Here is a 16797-nt window from a genome sequence, read left to right on the forward strand (position 1 = left end):
AGAATGGATCAAATATTTTTGAGAGGTTTTCTCCCTCGATACCGTTACCACTGTCTTCAATGATGATTGTCGCCTCGCCCACCTCTTTGTTGTCTAAGGCGGTTATGGTAATGGAGCCAGGGAGTGGCTTTATTGCCTGGATTCCGTTGAGCACGAGATTTAAAATCGCTTCCGTCATTTTTTGCACATCGAGATCAAGGATAAGAGTTTTGGGTATTTTTTTGTGGATGATGATGCCGGGAGGGATGTCGCTGCTCACCAGTTTGATGACTCTGTCTACCACTTCAGTGAGAGCCACGGGTTGGAAGGAGAACGTTTGCGCCCTGGAGAATTCAAGCAACCCTTTGACAATTTCACTGGCTCGCTGGGTTTCCTGGTAGATGGTTGTTAGCATTTTGCTGATCAGGGGCAGGTCTCCTTGGTCTAACTCATCCAGTGCGATCTGGCATGATGTTGAAATATTATTTAGGGGGTTGTTGAGTTGATGGGCAGTTCCGGATGCTAACGTGCCGATTGACGATAGTTTTTGGGCTTGGATCAGTTGTTCTTGTTGCATCTCAAGTTCATGCACCATTCGGTTAAAAGCCTGTCGCACTCTTTGGATTTCATCTTTTTGTTTAGGCACTGGCAGTGGCACAAAGGTACCCTTGGCAATTGTGTTAGCAGCCTGCTCAATCGATTTAAGCGGAGCGATTAGTTTTTGATGGAGCAAAATGGCGGTGATCACGGTGAATACGATAAGGAGTGTCAGAGAAGAAATGATTGGCAATTTTGCCTTGCTGATGAACTCTGCGCGTTTGCTCTGTCCATAGTTGATGAATTCGTCGCTAATGTTGATTGTTGCCTGTCCTATGGGCTGGATTTTTTCCTGTATCAGGATTGTTGAATCAACTTGATCTTCAAGTCCAATATGTAAATCTGAAAAAGATGTTTTGTACTCTAAAAGTTTTGTTGATAATTTATCTAAATAGTGTGGCGCTTCATTTAGATACGGATAATTTTTAATATCAAGATCTTTTCTAACTATATTAATATAGTCAGTTGCTTCGTTTATGTATTTTTTCACTGTTTCGTAGTCATTTAAATTATGACGAATTATATAATTTTTTTCATATCTTCTTATTTCAAGGCAAATATTACTTATTTTGATGGCGTGAATGAGTATTGTTACATCCTCGTTAAATTCTTCAAATTTTTTAAAAAAAGAAAAACCAAGTGAAACATAGAAAAATATATAGAGAACTATGCCGGCTACAATTTTTTGTCGAAGATTGAGATGAATCATTTTTATGCGTGTCGGTTTCTATGAATAAAGAGAGTCAGAAAAAATAAATAATATAATGATTATGTCATAACTCCATGATGAAATAGAGTTTAGGAAAATATCATTAGTTGTTGTGCCTTTGATCCTATGTTCCTATGTTTATTCTGGTGAACCAATAAATCATTAAGAAAACAAAAGATAGACTTTGGGTTAAGCATTTTTCGGGCCAAAACTTTAGTTTATCTCTTTCTTTGAATTCAAGGATGTAAGTCACTCCGTGTTTTATTTAAATTACGTACTATTTAATAAACAATCATTGTCCCAGTCTGACTCGGTCTTGAGCATACTAAGCCTTGCTGGGAGTAAAGGAGAGTGTCAGGACCAGGCTGCAATGTAACATTGATAATTAACTAAATAATTAACGATTCTCCAAAGTGCTTGGGCACTATTTGGGATCAAGACTTTCTTTTATGGTGTGTTTCATTATAGTAACAATGATTCAAAAAGCAACGTTACATAATGTAACAACTTGTTACTCTGATAACCCTAAAGATCTCGATAAATTGTCATGAAGCAACCACTAGGAAAAAAATCTTGTGCTCTGGGCATTGAGTGGTGTCGATATTTCATTATGCAACAAATACAGGCAGGAACGATGTTATTCGACACGGAAGTCTTTCATGAAAAACGGTAATTAACGACCTTATTAGAATGATTGTTTTCCTTGTGTGGCATCGTGGCACAATGATTGCTCAGTAGCACTCGTCGTCAGCTAACGTCCTCTAATTTTTATTTCTTTGTAACTATCCACCTTCTGACCCAGAAAGATGCCGAAGCCCAGAACCGTAACTGTCCAGCAGTGCCGCAGATGCTAGGCATCGGCCTGCGATGTGTGCTTTTCGCACATGAGCAGGCCGATAACAACGCAGATGTGGCACTGCTGGACAGTTCATTTCTTTTAGATAGGTTATACGCAATGCGCATATTTGATTTTTGTTTTCCCGGCACGACCTTAATAGATGAGCAAGGTCTCTCGACACACTACTCGACGGGCCCTCCCCTATCGGTAAAAATGAGAATGGTGCAATAACTGATATTAAATTAACAACAAGTCTTTTGTAAGGATGTGAAACTATGAGTTTACCAATAATTTTAGTTCTTGGTGTGCTAGTCTTAGCCATCTTAATGTTTATCTTTGAATGGGTGCGTGTCGATGTGGTTGGGATTATCATGATTGTTCTTCTGCCAATTCTTGGTCTTGTTACACCAAAAGAGGCGATCAGCGGTCTTTCGAGCAATGCTGTTGTGTCAATCATTGCGGTAATCATTATCGGTGCAGGTCTTGACAAGACAGGGGCTATGAATTCCCTTGCTCGAATTTTATTAAAATTTGCTGGCCGAAGTGAAACCAGGATTATGGTGCTTATTTCTGGCACTGTGGCCTTTATCTCGAGTTTTATGCAAAACATTGGCGCGGCAGCTTTGTTCATGCCTGCTGCTAAACGTATCTGTCGGCAGACGAATATCCCGGTCTCTCGTATTTTAATGCCGATGGGGTTTTGTGCGATTATTGGCGGCTGCATCACTCTGATAGGATCAAGTCCGCTGATCTTGCTCAACGATGTGATGAAAATTGCGGACCCGAATATTGAACCATTCGGGCTTTTTGCTGTAACTCCTGTCGGGCTTTCTCTGATTGTGGGAGCACTTGTGTATTTCGCTTTTTTGGGTCGTTTTGTTCTGCCCAGTGCTAAGGGGGAGGAGGTTTCAACTGGTGGTCCGATGTCTTCCACGCTGAAACGGACATATAAAGATATCGGCAATCTTTTTGAAATTAAGATTCCTGATTCATTTACGGAGAAAACTCTCGCTGAGCTTGAGATCCGCCCATTGTACTTTACTTCTGTTATCGCAATCTGTTCTAAAACTGGGGTGAAAGAATTTGCTCCTGCGCTGAGTGATCGTATTGGCGGTGGCGCTACCATTGCCGTTGAAGGGACACCTGAGCTGGTCAAGAAAATGGCATCTGACATGACCTGGGAGGTGAAAAGTGATCTGGCAGTGTTTGCTGAAGACTTGTCGCCCAACAATGCAGGAATTATGGAGGCCATTATATCTCCGCGTTCCGAACTTGTCCGTCAGACCTTACGATCGTTTTCATTTCGGAAAACTTATGGAGTCAATCCGCTGGCGATTTTTCGAGGGAATAAAACCTTTGTTGGGGGGATCTCCGATATATCTTTGCAGACAGGTGACGCTCTTTTGCTTCAGGGACGTTGGGAGAAATTTCATTTCCTTAAAGGGAAATCTGATCTTGTATTCACCGAAGAAATTCAAGGAGAGATTCTCCGCACAAGTAAAATGAAATATGCTGTGGGATGTTTGATTATGTCGTTGATTATGATTCTTGGATTTAAGATCCAGCTCTCTATTGCTCTGCTTACAGGAGCTCTCGGTATGATTTTGAGTAAGGTTCTTTCGATTGACGAGGCATATGAATCGGTGGACTGGATGACCGTCTTTTTGTTAGGGGGGCTTATTCCTCTTGGTATCGCCTTTGAAAAAACTGGGGCTGCTAAAGTTATTGCTGAAACAATCATGGGTGCGCTGGGTAGCGTGTCTCCCCTCGTGCTGTTGACAGTTATTGCCATTATAACCTCATTTTTTACCTTGGTGGTATCCAATGTCGGGGCAACGGTTCTGATGGTCCCACTTGCTATGAACATGGCCTCTTCCGTCGGGGCAGACCCGCGCATAGCAGCTCTTGTGGTCGCAGTAGCCTGCTCCAATACTTTTATTTTACCTACACATCAGGTTAACGCCCTGGTGATGAGGCCAGGAGGATATCGGACCGCTGATTATTTTAAAGCGGGGAGTGGAATGAGTATCTTGTATCTGGTAATCATGATGGCTTCGATTTACGTTTTCTTGGGTATTTAAGTGATCATATAGTAGGGGCTATATTGATGGATAGTTCCTTAAACTCGTTGATTCCCCAGGTCATACCACACACATTCAAGGAAAAGAGAATGAGAGTTCGTGAAATAATATCCAGGAAAAAGGTACGTTTTGTAGGTCTTGTGGTAATGATTTGTGCAGTTATTACCGCAATCGGTATTCTTGACGGGGGGGTAGGGGCTGCGAGGGCTGGCGCCGATTCTTCTTCGCAGAGTTATGAGGTGTCGGTCTCAGCGACTGAACAGCAGTCCGATCTTGTCACAGGAGAAGTTAAGGGTAAGAGTAATGACACTCATGGGCATGGCAACACCATCCAGGACATGACCCATACTGGCATGGGATATCTAGCAGTTGCTTTATTTGTTGGGGCATACATGTTGGTTATTTTTGAAGAAAAAACGCATCTACGCAAAAGTAAGCCTGTCATGTTCGCTGCTGGTGTTATTTGGGTATTGATCGCCATAGGTTATCGTACTCTTGGTAGTCCGGAAGTTGTGCATGATGCGATCCTGCACAATATCCTTGAGTATGCCGAATTGATGCTCTTTCTGCTGTCGGCAATGACCTATATTAATTCTATGGAGGAGCGTAATGTCTTTCAGGCACTTCGTTCCTGGTTGGTAAACAAAGGGTTTTCATTACGGACTGTCTTCTGGCTTACAGGGTTGTTGGCTTTTCTTATTTCTCCTATTGCAGATAATCTGACGACAGCCTTGCTGATGGGCGCGGTTGTCATTGCGGTAGCAGGCGATGACAAGAAATTTGTTGCCTTGGCGTGTATCAATATTGTTGTTGGCGCGAATGCGGGGGGTGCATTTTCGCCTTTTGGTGATATTACCACCCTGATGGTCTGGCAGAAAAGCAAGGTACAGTTCAGTCAGTTTTTCTATATCTTTTTTCCATCGCTTGTCAACTGGGTGATCCCGGCCTTGATAATGAGTTTCGCGATAGGTAAGAAATATCCTAAGCCGTTAACGGAAAGCATTGCCATGAAGATAGGGGCCAAGCGGATAATTCTGCTCTTTCTGCTTACCATCTGTACCGCAGTGTCGTTTCATAATTATCTGTCCTTGCCGCCGGCTGCCGGAATGATGTTCGGGCTTTCCTATCTGGGATTTATGTCTTACTACATCAAGATTAAAGAAAAGAGACAGCTTGACTATGATAATCCTATAGGAATGAGCGCTGATGGAATGCCTGCTGCTCCATTTGATTTGTTTCGCCGTATTGCCAGAGCAGAATGGGATACCCTTCTTTTTTTCTATGGGGTAATTCTCTGTGTCGGTGGTCTGTCTCAGTTCGGTTACCTAGCGATGATATCAAATCAAATGTACAATGGTCTTGGAGCAACCAATGCCAATATTCTTGTGGGTGTATTGTCGGCTGTGATTGATAATATTCCAGTTATGTTTGCGGTATTGACTATGGATCCGTCTATGTCACTCGGGCAATGGCTGCTAGTCACCATGACAGCCGGGGTAGGTGGCAGTTTGCTTTCAATTGGTTCGGCAGCTGGTGTGGCACTTATGGGTGCAGCTCGTGACACATACACCTTTGGCGCTCACCTTCGATGGTTTCCCGCTATTGCCTTAGGCTATGCCGCCAGCATCTGGTGCCATTTTTATATTAATGGTAGTCTTTTTTAATTTTTTGTAATCAAAGTGTTTTACCCGCAGGGTTAGGTTTATTAAAAACCTAACCCTGTAATTTTTTTATGTAAAGATTGCCGGGTTCGTCAAAACTAACGGAATGTTTAGGTAGGTGGGCGAGCCTACTAGACTCCTAAAGGGCCGATACTCAAGCGGGAAGCCAACAGAGTGAGACTTCACGAGGTACTGGGTGTCTTTTGCGAATAGGCCATCTCTGTGGTATGCAGAATGAGTGGGAAATACTCAGCGCTACCGCAGGAGGGAGGTTTTTTTGAAGCCCGAGCAGATCTGCTCAGTCCTTACGCTTTTTTCCCCTCATTATCTGGAAATATGCTCAACGCGATACTTAACCGGTGATCACTATGTTTTTTAAACACAAAGAAGACCCATCAAGATTATCCGAAGAACGCTCCCTACTCGACGATTTGAAAGGTAAAATTTCAACGCTCCGTCTTCCAGGATATGTGCAATCTCAGATTGAGGTTGAGATTGCAAAATTGCATAAAATTGATCCGTTGGCAGCTGAATTTTCAATTGGCACAGCATACATCGATCTTCTTGTCTCATTGCCTTGGTATAAAAATACAATCGATAATCTGGATCTTAACCGAACCGAGACGATTCTTGACAGGCGTCATTACGGGCTTGTGCAGGTGAAAGAGCGTGTCCTCGAGTTTTTAGCAGCCAAGACATTGAAGAGTAAGCAAAAGGCCAGACTTTTGGTTGTTGATGATGAAGATATTGCGAGAAGTAATCTTCAATATTTTTTTGCCAGGCAAGGATACTCCGTGCAAAGTGCAGCAAACGGCAAAGAGGCCCTGGCTCGAATTGAGCAGAATCTTTTTTTTGATGCAGTCATTACTGACCTGAAGATGGATCAGATGGATGGACTTGTTCTTCTTGAAAATATCACCAAGGTCTCGCCTGAAACCAATGTTATTGTTGTTACAGGTTACGCCACGGTTACCTCGGCGGTTGATGCGCTGCGAAAAGGAGCGACCCATTATCTCTCCAAACCGGTCCAGCTGGATGAATTAAAGAAAATTGTCCAGGAAGTTCTTGAACAGAAAAAACGGCTGCATATGAGTAAAGGTCCTGTTCTGTGTTTTAACGGACCCCCTGGAACAGGGAAGACCTCAATTGCCAAGGCTGTGGCGACGGCTTTAGGTAGAAAATTCATTCATTTCTATACAGCAGGAGTAAGGGATGAATCTGAAATCAGGGGTCACCGCAGGACCTATGTCGGTGCGATGCCGGGCAGAATTATCAAAGAGATGATTCGGGCTCAGGTGATGAATCCCTGTTTTCTTCTTGATGAAATCGATAAGGTCGGAATGGACTTTCACGGTGATCCGGCGGCACTTTTTCTTGAAATTCTTGATCCGGAGCAAAACCATAATTTTATGGATCATTACTTGGATATTCCCTTTAATCTTTCTAATACAATGTTTATTGCGACAGCAAATGATGTCGATAAATTGTCTCGACCGTTGCGAGATCGGCTAGAATTCATTGACTTTCCAAGTTATTCAGATCCCGAAAAGAAGATGATCGCCAAATATTATCTTGTCCCTAAACAGCTCGAAGAAAATGGACTGATCGATAATCCTCCTGAGTTTACAGATGATGGCCTAGAGAAGATAATTGATGATTATACCCGTGAGGCCGGTGTTCGTTCTCTTAGTAGAGAGATAGGCAATGTCTGCCGTAAGGCGGCGCGGTTATTACTGAAAACCGAGAAAGATGAGCAGCTAAGATCTGTTGACGGTGAGATGATTTCAACTCTTCTTGGTCCGCGGAAGTTCCGTCATGAAGCGGCAGAGGGTGATGATAGGGTGGGGGTGGTGACAAGCCTTGTCTGGACAGAATTTGGTGGTGAGATCATGTTTGTCGAGGCGCTGAAGATGCGGGGGAGCAATCAGCTAATTTTAACGGGTTCTCTGGGCGAAGTGTTGCGAGAGTCTGCCCAGACCGCGGTGAGTTATATGCGGAGCAAAGCTCACCTCTTCGAGCTGCCGGAAGACCTTTTTGATCATATTGATATTCATATCCATTTGCCCGCAGGGGCAGTGAGTAAGGACGGACCCTCAGCCGGCGCGGCTATAGCTGTTGCTCTGGTGTCTTTATTGTCAGAGCGATCGGCGCCTCGGCAGACTGCTGTTACCGGGGAAATCACTTTGACCGGCCAGTTGTTGCCTGTTGGGGGAATTCGAGAGAAAATTCTTGCTGCCAGACGTGGTGGGGTTAAGCACGTTCTTCTGCCAAGCCAGAATCGGGAGGAGGTTTCTGCCTTGCCTCAAGACGTGACAGAGGCCATGATTATTAGTTTTGCCGATACGATTAGTTCTCTGGTCGAGTGTTATTTTCTGTCTCCTTAGTTATCTTACTGTTGCAATATGGTCCACTGTTACAGGTTGCAACGAATTGAAATCAACATTTTTTTTGGCTTGAAATCATCAATCAATACACTGTCAACCCCCTCCTGCTACAGCATTTCTGCAAGTCATTCTTATTTTCCCTCTTTATTCTTTTCTGACCCTGTTTGACAACCGTTTCAGTCTGCAACTATCGCTGTGTTGTTCGTGAAATTGTGGGTTGATTCTTCTTCTTTTTTCCTATGTATCTATTTGTATTTACTTTATATTATAAATTTATTTAGTGGTTGGCACAGCGGTTGCTTTAGGTAGGGAGTAAACAAGCAATCAACAATTATTGATCCAAGTAATTATTTATAACCAATCATTGAAAAGGAGAATTATCATGGCACTGTTGAATTGGCTCGGCATGGGGAAAAAGGGAGAAAAAGTAACTGTAGTTAAAGTGAAGGAAGAGAGTATTCATCAAGGAGAAATGGCGTCTAGTTCTCCCTCTGCAGCGGTTGCTGCAATGGCGCGTATTGTTGATCAGAAGACCGCCACTACGAAAATTCTTGTTGTGGAAGATGGGAGGACCTACTCCGAAACTGTTACCGAGTATGCCTTGAAAATGGCACAGAGGCTTGACTGTGAAATTATTGCTCTTGATACCTCAGTTGCCCCGCTTAAGTTTACTGGAGAGAGAAGGGACACCGAAACTGCTGCTTTCTTTGATACCGCAGAGAGATCTGTCAGAAGGTTTGCTGCTAAGGCAGAAAAGATGGGAATTACTTTGTCGCATATGATGGAACTTGGCGACCAAGAGGAGGTTATTGCTCGAATGAGTTCACAGGATGCAGGCATTCGATATGTTTTGACCGAGCCTGAAGTCAGCACTGTGCACGAGGAAGGTCATGTAGCTCATGTTCCTGTTTTTGATCTGGCGTGTTCACGCTTATAATTCGGCAGATAATATTTCAACTGTTGGTTGGGGAGTGATAGCAGCGACCCTTTAGAAGTGGCATGGTGAAGGAAAAAGAGAGTAACGCAGGTCAGAGAACAAGGTTAATAGTTATGGAAAACTCATGGGGTGGAAATCGGTATTATTGCACTTACAGTGAGTCAATAGAGAAAGCTTTAAACGGTAGTTTTGATTAAAGCGATTACGGAGGTAATAGTATGGAAACTGGAACAATGATCATGGTGGTAACAGGGTTTATCTGCTTATTTCATGGGGCTTCATCTCTTGCGAATGTGTTTGCTAAAGGTGAAAATATTTCCGATGTTAAGACCGTTGGGAAGCGTAGTGACTGGTATTGTTTTTTTAAATTGTCCAGCCTTTATGGCCAGGAGCATGAGCAGGCAGAGGTCGGGAGTATCGTGCAAAAGAAAAGCAGAGATTCTGTTCGGCGCGAGCAACAGCGTCGTGCTCAGGCTAATAGGCCAAGAATGCGGGCGTAATTTGGCCTCTTGACGTGAGCATCACTTGTCTGAGCCCATATCACTAACTCACTGAGAGGGGCTCAGGCAAGTGACACAAAAGGAGATTAGTGGGATACCATTTGGGACTGGAGTTCGGTGGTAAGCGCTTGAACTTGGGTGAGTTCTTCGAAGCTGAGTTTGCTGGCGACCTGGTCTCTCTCCTGCGCAGCATCTTTGTCACCTTGGGCTGCTGCCAGGCAATACCAAGCACAGCCAGTGATTGTGTCACGAGGAACGCCGAGGCCCTTGACGTACATTACCCCTAAGTCATACTGAGCCTCTGCGAATCCTTGCTCTGCGGCTTTTCTGAACCAGTCGCTCGCTTGTTTATGGTCCTGACAAATGCCTTCCCCTGTGAGGTAGGCAATGCCTAAATTGAATTGAGCGCTGGCGTTTCCTTGTTCGGCGCTTTTTTGGTACCAGAAAACGGCTTGATTGTCGTCCTTCGTGACGCCATCACCTCTAACATATAAATTACCTAAATTGCATTGTGCCGAGGCATACCCTCGGTCTGCTGCCTTTCGGTACCAATCAGCGGCTTGATAATAATCTAAGGGAACACCCTGGCCGTTTTCATACATAACAGCCAAATTGTACTGAGCCTCCACAACTCCCTGATCCGCTGCTTTTTTGTACCAGGCAGTGGCCTGCTGATAGTCCTGTCGAATACCCTTGCCGTTGTTATACATATTGCCTAAGTTAAACTGAGCGCTGGCGTTTCCTTGGGCAGCCGATTTCCTATTCCAATCTACCGCCTGTTCGTAGTCCAGGGGAACCCCTTGGCCTTTTGCGTACATAATGCCAAGATTGCTTTGCGCTTTTGCATGGCCTTGGTCTGCTGCCTTTCTGTACCAGGCGGCGGCTTCTTGGTAATCCTGAGGAGCACCTTTGCCTTTAGTTAGCATGAATCCTAAATTATATTGAGAACTTATGTGGTTATGTTCAGCTGCTTTTCTGTACCAGGCAACAGCTTGCTCGTAGTCTTGTGGAATACCGATGCCACTGTTGTACATGTTCCCTAAATTAAATTGAGCGTGCACGTTTCCTTGGTTTGCCGCCTTCATGTACCAGTCAACGGCTTGTTCATCGTCTTGCTCAACTTCCACTCCTTCTGCGTACATAGTGCCCAAGGTGGCCTGGGCCTTTTCATCGCCGTTTTCAGCTGCTATCAATAGTGTGGTAATCTCTTGCTGTTTATCTGTGGGAGATATGTCGTTTTGTCTAAATAAATCCATAATTATCACCTGTCTTGATTTTTTCAGCCATATTAGCCCATCATTATAAATTGTTGGTTTAATGTCAACTGATCTTAATCAGGTATTATCTCTTTGTTGTTTGTCTGCTAGGCCTCGGAGGTAGGGGGGCCTTGTTGCGTAGTTACTTAATCCAAAGTGAAGAGTGTGGTTTCTGCCTAGAAGAGTAACTTATTCGGAAGCACGGCATCCGAATTATTGGATGCTCCGTGGATTTCTACTTTCTGCCTCAGGTACTTTATTTTTGACAAAGGGAGACGATCTATTTACAGTGTCTTGATTTCTTCTGCTGTAGTTAATCCACCCTCACTCCTTAATCGCCGAGTTGATATAGGACATTCGTGCATGGATTATTTTCTTGAACTTTTTTTCAGCGGCTTGACTCGTGGCAGCATCTATGCCTTGATTGCCCTGGGATATACCATGGTGTATGGGATCATTGGTCTGATTAACTTTGCCCATGGCGAGATTTATATGATCGGCGCCTTTACGGCCTTGATCTGCGCCAGCGTGCTTGGCGTTTGGGAGGTGAATCAAATAGCGATTCTTGTTGTTTCGACGCTTGCTGCTATGATGTGGGCCGCGGCCTACGGGTTTACCGTCGAGCGGGTCGCCTATCGGCCATTGCGCAACGCTCCACGGCTGTCACCACTGATCAGTGCTATTGGCATGTCGATCTTTCTGCAAAACTACGTCCTTCTTGCTCAGACCCCGGACTTTGTCCCCTTTCCTGCGTTGATCTCTGATTTTTTATGGATGGAGCCATATCGTAGTTTTATTGGAACAACCGATCTGGTGATTCTGACAACCACCAGCGTGGTTATGATCCTTTTGACCGTGTTGATCAAGGGGACTCGAATGGGCAAAGCGATGCGGGCAGCAGCCCAGGACCGGCAGATGGCGCTTTTGCTGGGAATTGATGTTAACCGGGTAATTTCGCTTACCTTTGTCCTTGGATCTGCCTTGGCCGCTATTGGCGGAGTGCTGATAGCCTCTCACATTGGCCAGATTAATTTTGCTATTGGTTTTTTGGCAGGGATCAAGGCTTTTACTGCGGCGGTCTTGGGCGGCATCGGCAGTGTGCCGGGTGCGGTTTTGGGCAGTTTGATTCTGGGGTGGACTGAAAGTTTTGTCACTGGCTATATCTCTAGCGATTACGAGGACGTATTTGCCTTTGCTCTGTTGGTGCTGATTCTCATCTTCAAACCTACAGGTATCCTTGGTCGATGTCAAAATCAAAAGGTCTAAGCGATGATGGCAGAACTAAAAAAGGCCTTTTTCTCAGCGCTATGGTTTGTGTTTTTGACCCTGCCTATCGTGGGGGTCAAGGTCAACCCTCTCGAGCAAATGGTTGTCTGGCGTTGGAGGAATATGGTGTTGGTTGGGACAACGGTCTTTTTTCTGACCTTGGCTGTTCGTGCCTGGAAACATCGTGTTCGTTCCACTTCTTTGCCTGCAGTTGCTTATGTTTTTCCTGATCTTTGGGGCTGTCCTGGCCTGAAGAGACCCTTGCTGATTTTGGTTTTGTTGGTGGCAGTGCTCTTTCCCATATTTTTTTCGTCGTATCAGACTAATGTCATGACCACAGCCCTGATGTATGTGGTTCTTGGGTTGGGCCTTAATATTGTGGTTGGTCTGGCTGGACTTCTTGATCTCGGATATGTGGCCTTTTATGCCGTGGGCGCCTACAGCTACGCTCTCCTTAATCACCATTTTGGTCTTGGGTTTTGGGCAGCCCTGCCTATTGGTGCGATGCTGGCGGCTTGTTTCGGGATTATCCTGGGGTTTCCGGTGCTGAGATTGCGTGGCGATTATCTGGCTATTGTGACCTTAGGTTTTGGTGAGATCATTCGGTTGATTCTTGAAAACTGGAATGATTTTTCTTTTGGTCCCAGTGGGGTCGCCAACATCCCACGTCCCGGGTTCTTTGGTTTTAATTTGTCCTTGGATGTAGCGATAATCTATCTGTATTATTTGGTGTTGGGACTGGTCCTGTTCACGATTTTTGTGGTCAACCGGCTCCGTGATTCCCGCATCGGTCGGGCCTGGATTGCCTTGCGTGAGGACGAGATAGCCTGTCAGTCCATGGGCATCGACAAGACCAGGACCAAGCTGACAGCCTTTGCCCTTGGCGCTACATGGGCCGGGTTGGTGGGAGTGTTTTTTGCCGCTAAAACTACCTTTATCAATCCTGCCAGTTTTACCTTTATGGAGTCGGCCATTATTTTGTCTGTCGTGGTCTTGGGCGGCATGGGGTCTACCATCGGTGTGGTGATTGCGGCTTTAATCTTTATCTTGTTGCCTGAGTACCTGCGTGCTTTTGCCGACTACCGGATGTTGATATTCGGGGCCATCATGGTTTTGATGATGGTGTTCAGGCCCCAGGGGATTGCCGGACTAGCCCGGCCAGACTATAGTCTTCCGGTTCGGGAGGGCGTTGATGACTGAGCGGGCTCCGATTCTGACTGTGACTGGGTTGAGCATGGATTTCGGTGGTTTGCGGGCTCTCGATCATCTGGATATCGAGGTGAGGGAGCAGGAGATCGTTGCCCTGATCGGGCCGAATGGCGCGGGAAAGACAACTTTTTTTAATTGTCTGACTGGGGTCTATGTCCCGACGGAAGGGGAGATTCGCCTGGTTCTGCCCGGTCAGTCTCCTGTTCGGTTGAACAGCTTGAAGCCAAATCAGATCACGTTTTATGGGCTGGCTCGGACTTTCCAGAATATCAGGTTGTTTCCCGAAATGACCGCACTTGAGAATGTAATGATCGGTTGCCATTGCCGTCATCGGGCCGGTATCCTGGGGGCGCTGCTGCGGAATCGGGCGACTCGTCTTGAGGAACAGGCTATTGTTGATCGTAGTTATGGTATTTTGAGCCGGTTACGGATAAGTCAGTACAGTAACGATCTGGCTCGAAACCTTCCCTATGGGGCTCAGCGCTGCTTGGAAATCGCCCGAGCCCTGGCTACTGAACCGCGAATCCTGCTCCTTGATGAGCCTGCTGCTGGATTGAATCCTACGGAAACCAGTGAGCTTGATGCCTTGATCCTGGAGATTCGTGAGCAGTATCAGGTTGCGATTTTGTTGATCGAGCATGATATGCGTTTGGTGATGAGTCTATCCGACCGGATTTATGTGATGGAATACGGACGAAGGATAGCGGAGGGTACTCCGGATGAGGTTCGGGGTAACCCAGTTGTTATCAAGGCTTATCTGGGGGAAGAGGATGCTTAAACTTTCCGGGGTGGAGACCAGATACGGCGGGATAGTCGCTCTTCATGCAATCGATATCGAAGTCCTGGAAGGGGAAATTGTGACTTTGATCGGTGCCAATGGGGCAGGGAAGAGCACCTTATTGCTCACGATTTCTGGAGTGGTTCCGGCGCAGAAAGGGAGGGTAGAGTTTTGCGGCGAGGCTATTGATCGGTTGCCGCCTAACCGGATTGTCGAGAGGGGCCTGTGTCAAGTGCCAGAAGGACGGCGGATCTTTCCCCATCTTACTGTTCAGGAGAATCTTGATCTTGGCGCCTATCTGCGTCGTGATCGCCATGGGGTCAGTGATGATCTGGAGTATGTCTTTTCGTTATTTCCTATCCTGAAGTCGCGGCGTCAGCAGGATGGCGGGACTTTGAGCGGCGGGGAACAGCAGATGTTGGCCATCTCCAGAGCACTGATGGCCAGACCTCGCCTATTGTTGCTCGACGAACCGTCGCTGGGGCTCGCACCGTTGATTATACGTCAGATATTTTCGATTATTAAGAAGATTAATCAAGAACACAACACTACAGTATTCTTGGTAGAACAGAACGCTAATTTGGCGCTTAAGGTTGCCAGCCGCGGCTATGTTCTTGAAAACGGCCGGGTGACCCTGACTGACAGCGCAACTAATCTCATGGGCAACGAGGCGGTTCGCCAAGCTTATTTGGGGATGTGAGTTCAGGTGTGAAGATGTATAAGGGAAAAATGTATCCCCGTTTATAACTTTTCTGTGCTTTGCTAGTCGGTTGAGTAGATGGTGTTGTAGCGTAGCGGGTAGGCGTCGTGTTGGTCTGGGAGCGGCAGAAGGAGTTGGTCGTGGATATTGAGCCACTGGTAGTCTGGCTGCAGTTTGCGGAGTTTGCCGTCTTCTGGGGATTTTGAGTATGCGGAGTTGCGGTAGACGACATTCAGAATGGCTACCCCATGGTTATTGCAGAGGTTGACCAGATAGCGGTCGCAAAAGGTATCGAACTGTATTTGGTATTCGGTTGCCAGCTTTTCGATATCAGCTACAGGGAGGCGGATGAGGACAAACTTGCTGACGCCCCGTTCACTAAGCCTGGTCAGGGTTCTGTCCTCGGCGCTGGCCACATAGACGGTTGAAATGAAGTTCATTCGTTTGAGGAACTGGGCGGCCACTACGGCGGCGGTCCGGCGACCGCCAACGCTGTGATGAAATCCATAGTACTCGAAGAGTTTGTGGTAGAGCTGTTCGGCGTACTGCTCACCGTTTTCATAGAGGTCTTTGGTGATATAGCGGAGATGGGTGGCCATCTCCTCAGTTGCTTCATCAATGGGCCAGTCAACCCGGACGTGAAAATGGGTCATCATGTACCGGGAAAGGTTCTTGGCCGATGGCGCGTTTTGGATGAGCAGGGCATAATCGACCGGGGTCAGGTCCTTGATCATTGTGGGAAATGACGGGTTATTAAAGTATTTGAGATTGTTGGTATAGTTTTTGTGGAGTGTGATGTAGGGAAGTTTTTCAATCGCCTCCTTGGTCATCTTGTTTGAGTCGAAAAAGCGGATATACTTTTTGTGCTCGCTAGGGATGGTTCCTTCGCAGAAGATGATGAAAAAATGATTTTGGCGTGCATGTTCCTGGTCTGCTATTCGAGCTCTGGGTTTGAGTTCTCTCTTCTGGGCAAAGGGATACGGCTCGCCGGCGTTGGTGAAGTTCCAATAGGAATCAATGAGCGCCAGTTTGACTAAATTACTGTCGAGTTGATCTCTGAGAACCTCATAGAGGGATCGCCTCAGGCGTAATGTGTGGCCGAGATGGTGTCGGTAGGGCCAGTTTAACATTCTATGCAGTCAAGAGCGGTATTGGTCTTGACTCAGTCGTTTTTGACAAAGTAGTGGAAGGGTCCGTCGGGCAACTCTTTGACTTCCTGCAAGGTTTTCTTGGCGAGGTTGGCGGAATCGTATTTTTTCATCTGTTGAAGTTCTGGGAGGCGGAAGACCGGGGTGTCATTTTTGCGGAGGATCTCATCGCTTTCGGTTTCGGGATCAAAAATTCCGGTCAGGTAAGTCTCCAGGGCCTCCTTGTCTGTCCCAAAGATGATTTTGTGCAGGTTCCCGGACTGGATTTCCATGAGAGCGCCGTCGCACTGACAGAGGGCAGCCCCTGTTCCGTTATAGTTGAAAGCGACGACCTCAATGGTGGCGTGCTCGGAAAAATATTCGTCAAACAGAATGTTGTGTTGTGCTGTGTCCTTGGTGAAGGAAATGGTGGTGTTCATTGGCGATCTCCGTTGTTTTGGAAGGTGTGAGCGAGCTTGGTTTTTTCCGTCAGGCCGGTTTTAATTGAGGTTCTTTTGCAGAGTGTCTGGCGCGGGACAGACCGATTTTGCCAGTCTATTAGACAATGACAGGTGTTGCCCTGTCAACTGAAAGAAAGATCGTTGTGGAAAATTCTTTTCAGAATTCAGGGTAATGCTTTTGTGCAGGCCCCCCAGTTGATGGCGTCGCAAAAAAGTCCGATCTACTGCGTCCCCGTCCAACACCAGCGGGGATTGAACTGAATTGCGTGGCGGTTTTGCTCGTTCGGCATACCATATGTATGGCCTCACTCACA

At 46.1% G+C, this 16797-nt stretch carries 13 protein-coding genes; 9 read left to right on the forward strand and 4 right to left on the reverse strand.

Features of this window, described 5'->3' with window-relative positions:
- Window positions 1-1285, reverse strand: a 1285-nt coding sequence (locus tag FP815_00215) for a HAMP domain-containing histidine kinase (protein MBA3013363.1), incomplete at its 3' end; no start/stop codon positions are given.
- A gap of 1113 nt (window positions 1286-2398) precedes the next feature.
- Here FP815_00215 and FP815_00220 point away from each other — a divergent pair.
- The 5 genes from FP815_00220 (at window position 2399) to FP815_00240 (ending at window position 9686) form a co-directional block, all read left to right on the forward strand.
- The gene (locus FP815_00220) at window positions 2399-4204 is read left to right on the forward strand and encodes an SLC13 family permease (GenBank protein ID MBA3013364.1); all 1806 of its coding nucleotides are present in this window, start codon (window positions 2399-2401) and stop codon (window positions 4202-4204) included.
- 338 nt (window positions 4205-4542) lie between these two features.
- Window positions 4543-5868: a sodium:proton antiporter gene (locus FP815_00225; protein MBA3013365.1), complete on the forward strand. Its 1326-nt coding sequence runs from the start codon at window positions 4543-4545 to the stop codon at window positions 5866-5868.
- A gap of 365 nt (window positions 5869-6233) precedes the next feature.
- The gene (locus FP815_00230; protein MBA3013366.1) at window positions 6234-8249 is read left to right on the forward strand and encodes a response regulator; all 2016 of its coding nucleotides are present in this window, start codon (window positions 6234-6236) and stop codon (window positions 8247-8249) included.
- A 382-nt stretch (window positions 8250-8631) separates the two neighbouring features.
- Entirely contained in the window at window positions 8632-9186 is a 555-nt protein-coding gene (locus FP815_00235; protein ID MBA3013367.1) for a universal stress protein, read from the forward strand.
- 218 nt (window positions 9187-9404) lie between these two features.
- Window positions 9405-9686, forward strand: coding sequence for a hypothetical protein (locus FP815_00240; protein ID MBA3013368.1), 282 nt, complete (start codon window positions 9405-9407; stop codon window positions 9684-9686).
- An 86-nt stretch (window positions 9687-9772) separates the two neighbouring features.
- Here the strand turns inward: FP815_00240 and FP815_00245 are convergent, their stop codons facing one another.
- On the reverse strand, window positions 9773-10942 hold the full coding sequence (locus tag FP815_00245; protein ID MBA3013369.1) for a hypothetical protein: 1170 nt from the start codon (window positions 10940-10942) through the stop codon (window positions 9773-9775).
- A 363-nt stretch (window positions 10943-11305) separates the two neighbouring features.
- On the opposite strand from FP815_00245, the gene FP815_00250 reads away from it, so the two are divergent.
- From FP815_00250 to FP815_00265, 4 genes are read left to right on the forward strand one after another with little or no spacing between them, the layout of a single operon-like run.
- A complete protein-coding gene (locus FP815_00250) occupies window positions 11306-12208 on the forward strand; it encodes a branched-chain amino acid ABC transporter permease LivH (GenBank protein ID MBA3013370.1) in 903 nt (300 codons plus the stop codon).
- A gap of 6 nt (window positions 12209-12214) precedes the next feature.
- Window positions 12215-13408 (forward strand): high-affinity branched-chain amino acid ABC transporter permease LivM, encoded by a 1194-nt coding sequence (gene livM, locus FP815_00255; protein ID MBA3013371.1) that lies wholly within the window; start codon window positions 12215-12217, stop codon window positions 13406-13408.
- Window positions 13401-14195: an ABC transporter ATP-binding protein gene (locus FP815_00260; protein MBA3013372.1), complete on the forward strand. Its 795-nt coding sequence runs from the start codon at window positions 13401-13403 to the stop codon at window positions 14193-14195. Before livM ends, FP815_00260 begins: the two co-directional genes overlap by 8 nt.
- Window positions 14188-14895, forward strand: coding sequence for an ABC transporter ATP-binding protein (locus tag FP815_00265; protein MBA3013373.1), 708 nt, complete (start codon window positions 14188-14190; stop codon window positions 14893-14895). The genes FP815_00260 and FP815_00265 overlap by 8 nt, the downstream gene beginning before the upstream one ends.
- A gap of 62 nt (window positions 14896-14957) precedes the next feature.
- Here the strand turns inward: FP815_00265 and FP815_00270 are convergent, their stop codons facing one another.
- Together FP815_00270 and FP815_00275 are read right to left on the reverse strand one after the other, a co-directional pair.
- Window positions 14958-16025 (reverse strand): hypothetical protein, encoded by a 1068-nt coding sequence (locus FP815_00270; GenBank protein MBA3013374.1) that lies wholly within the window; start codon window positions 16023-16025, stop codon window positions 14958-14960.
- Between the two features lie 32 nt (window positions 16026-16057).
- Window positions 16058-16462, reverse strand: coding sequence for a hypothetical protein (locus FP815_00275; protein ID MBA3013375.1), 405 nt, complete (start codon window positions 16460-16462; stop codon window positions 16058-16060).
- Between the last annotated feature and the right edge of the window lie 335 nt (window positions 16463-16797).

Source organism: Desulfobulbaceae bacterium, from assembly GCA_013792005.1.
Classification (GTDB): Bacteria; Desulfobacterota; Desulfobulbia; order Desulfobulbales; family VMSU01; genus VMSU01.

What these genes read in the sequence shown, in the direction of transcription:
- FP815_00225 (MBA3013365.1), top strand. Translation starts at nt 4,543, where the DNA reads ATGACCCATACTGGCATGGGATATCTAGCAGTTGCTTTATTTGTTGGG.
- FP815_00220 (MBA3013364.1), top strand. Translation starts at nt 2,399, where the DNA reads ATGAGTTTACCAATAATTTTAGTTCTTGGTGTGCTAGTCTTAGCCATC.
- FP815_00230 (MBA3013366.1), top strand. Translation starts at nt 6,234, where the DNA reads ATGTTTTTTAAACACAAAGAAGACCCATCAAGATTATCCGAAGAACGC.
- FP815_00245 (MBA3013369.1), bottom strand. Translation starts at nt 10,942, where the DNA reads ATGGATTTATTTAGACAAAACGACATATCTCCCACAGATAAACAGCAA.
- FP815_00260 (MBA3013372.1), top strand. Translation starts at nt 13,401, where the DNA reads ATGACTGAGCGGGCTCCGATTCTGACTGTGACTGGGTTGAGCATGGAT.
- FP815_00235 (MBA3013367.1), top strand. Translation starts at nt 8,632, where the DNA reads ATGGCACTGTTGAATTGGCTCGGCATGGGGAAAAAGGGAGAAAAAGTA.
- livM (MBA3013371.1), top strand. Translation starts at nt 12,215, where the DNA reads ATGGCAGAACTAAAAAAGGCCTTTTTCTCAGCGCTATGGTTTGTGTTT.
- FP815_00265 (MBA3013373.1), top strand. Translation starts at nt 14,188, where the DNA reads ATGCTTAAACTTTCCGGGGTGGAGACCAGATACGGCGGGATAGTCGCT.
- FP815_00270 (MBA3013374.1), bottom strand. Translation starts at nt 16,025, where the DNA reads ATGTTAAACTGGCCCTACCGACACCATCTCGGCCACACATTACGCCTG.
- FP815_00250 (MBA3013370.1), top strand. Translation starts at nt 11,306, where the DNA reads ATGGATTATTTTCTTGAACTTTTTTTCAGCGGCTTGACTCGTGGCAGC.
- FP815_00240 (MBA3013368.1), top strand. Translation starts at nt 9,405, where the DNA reads ATGGAAACTGGAACAATGATCATGGTGGTAACAGGGTTTATCTGCTTA.
- FP815_00275 (MBA3013375.1), bottom strand. Translation starts at nt 16,462, where the DNA reads ATGAACACCACCATTTCCTTCACCAAGGACACAGCACAACACAACATT.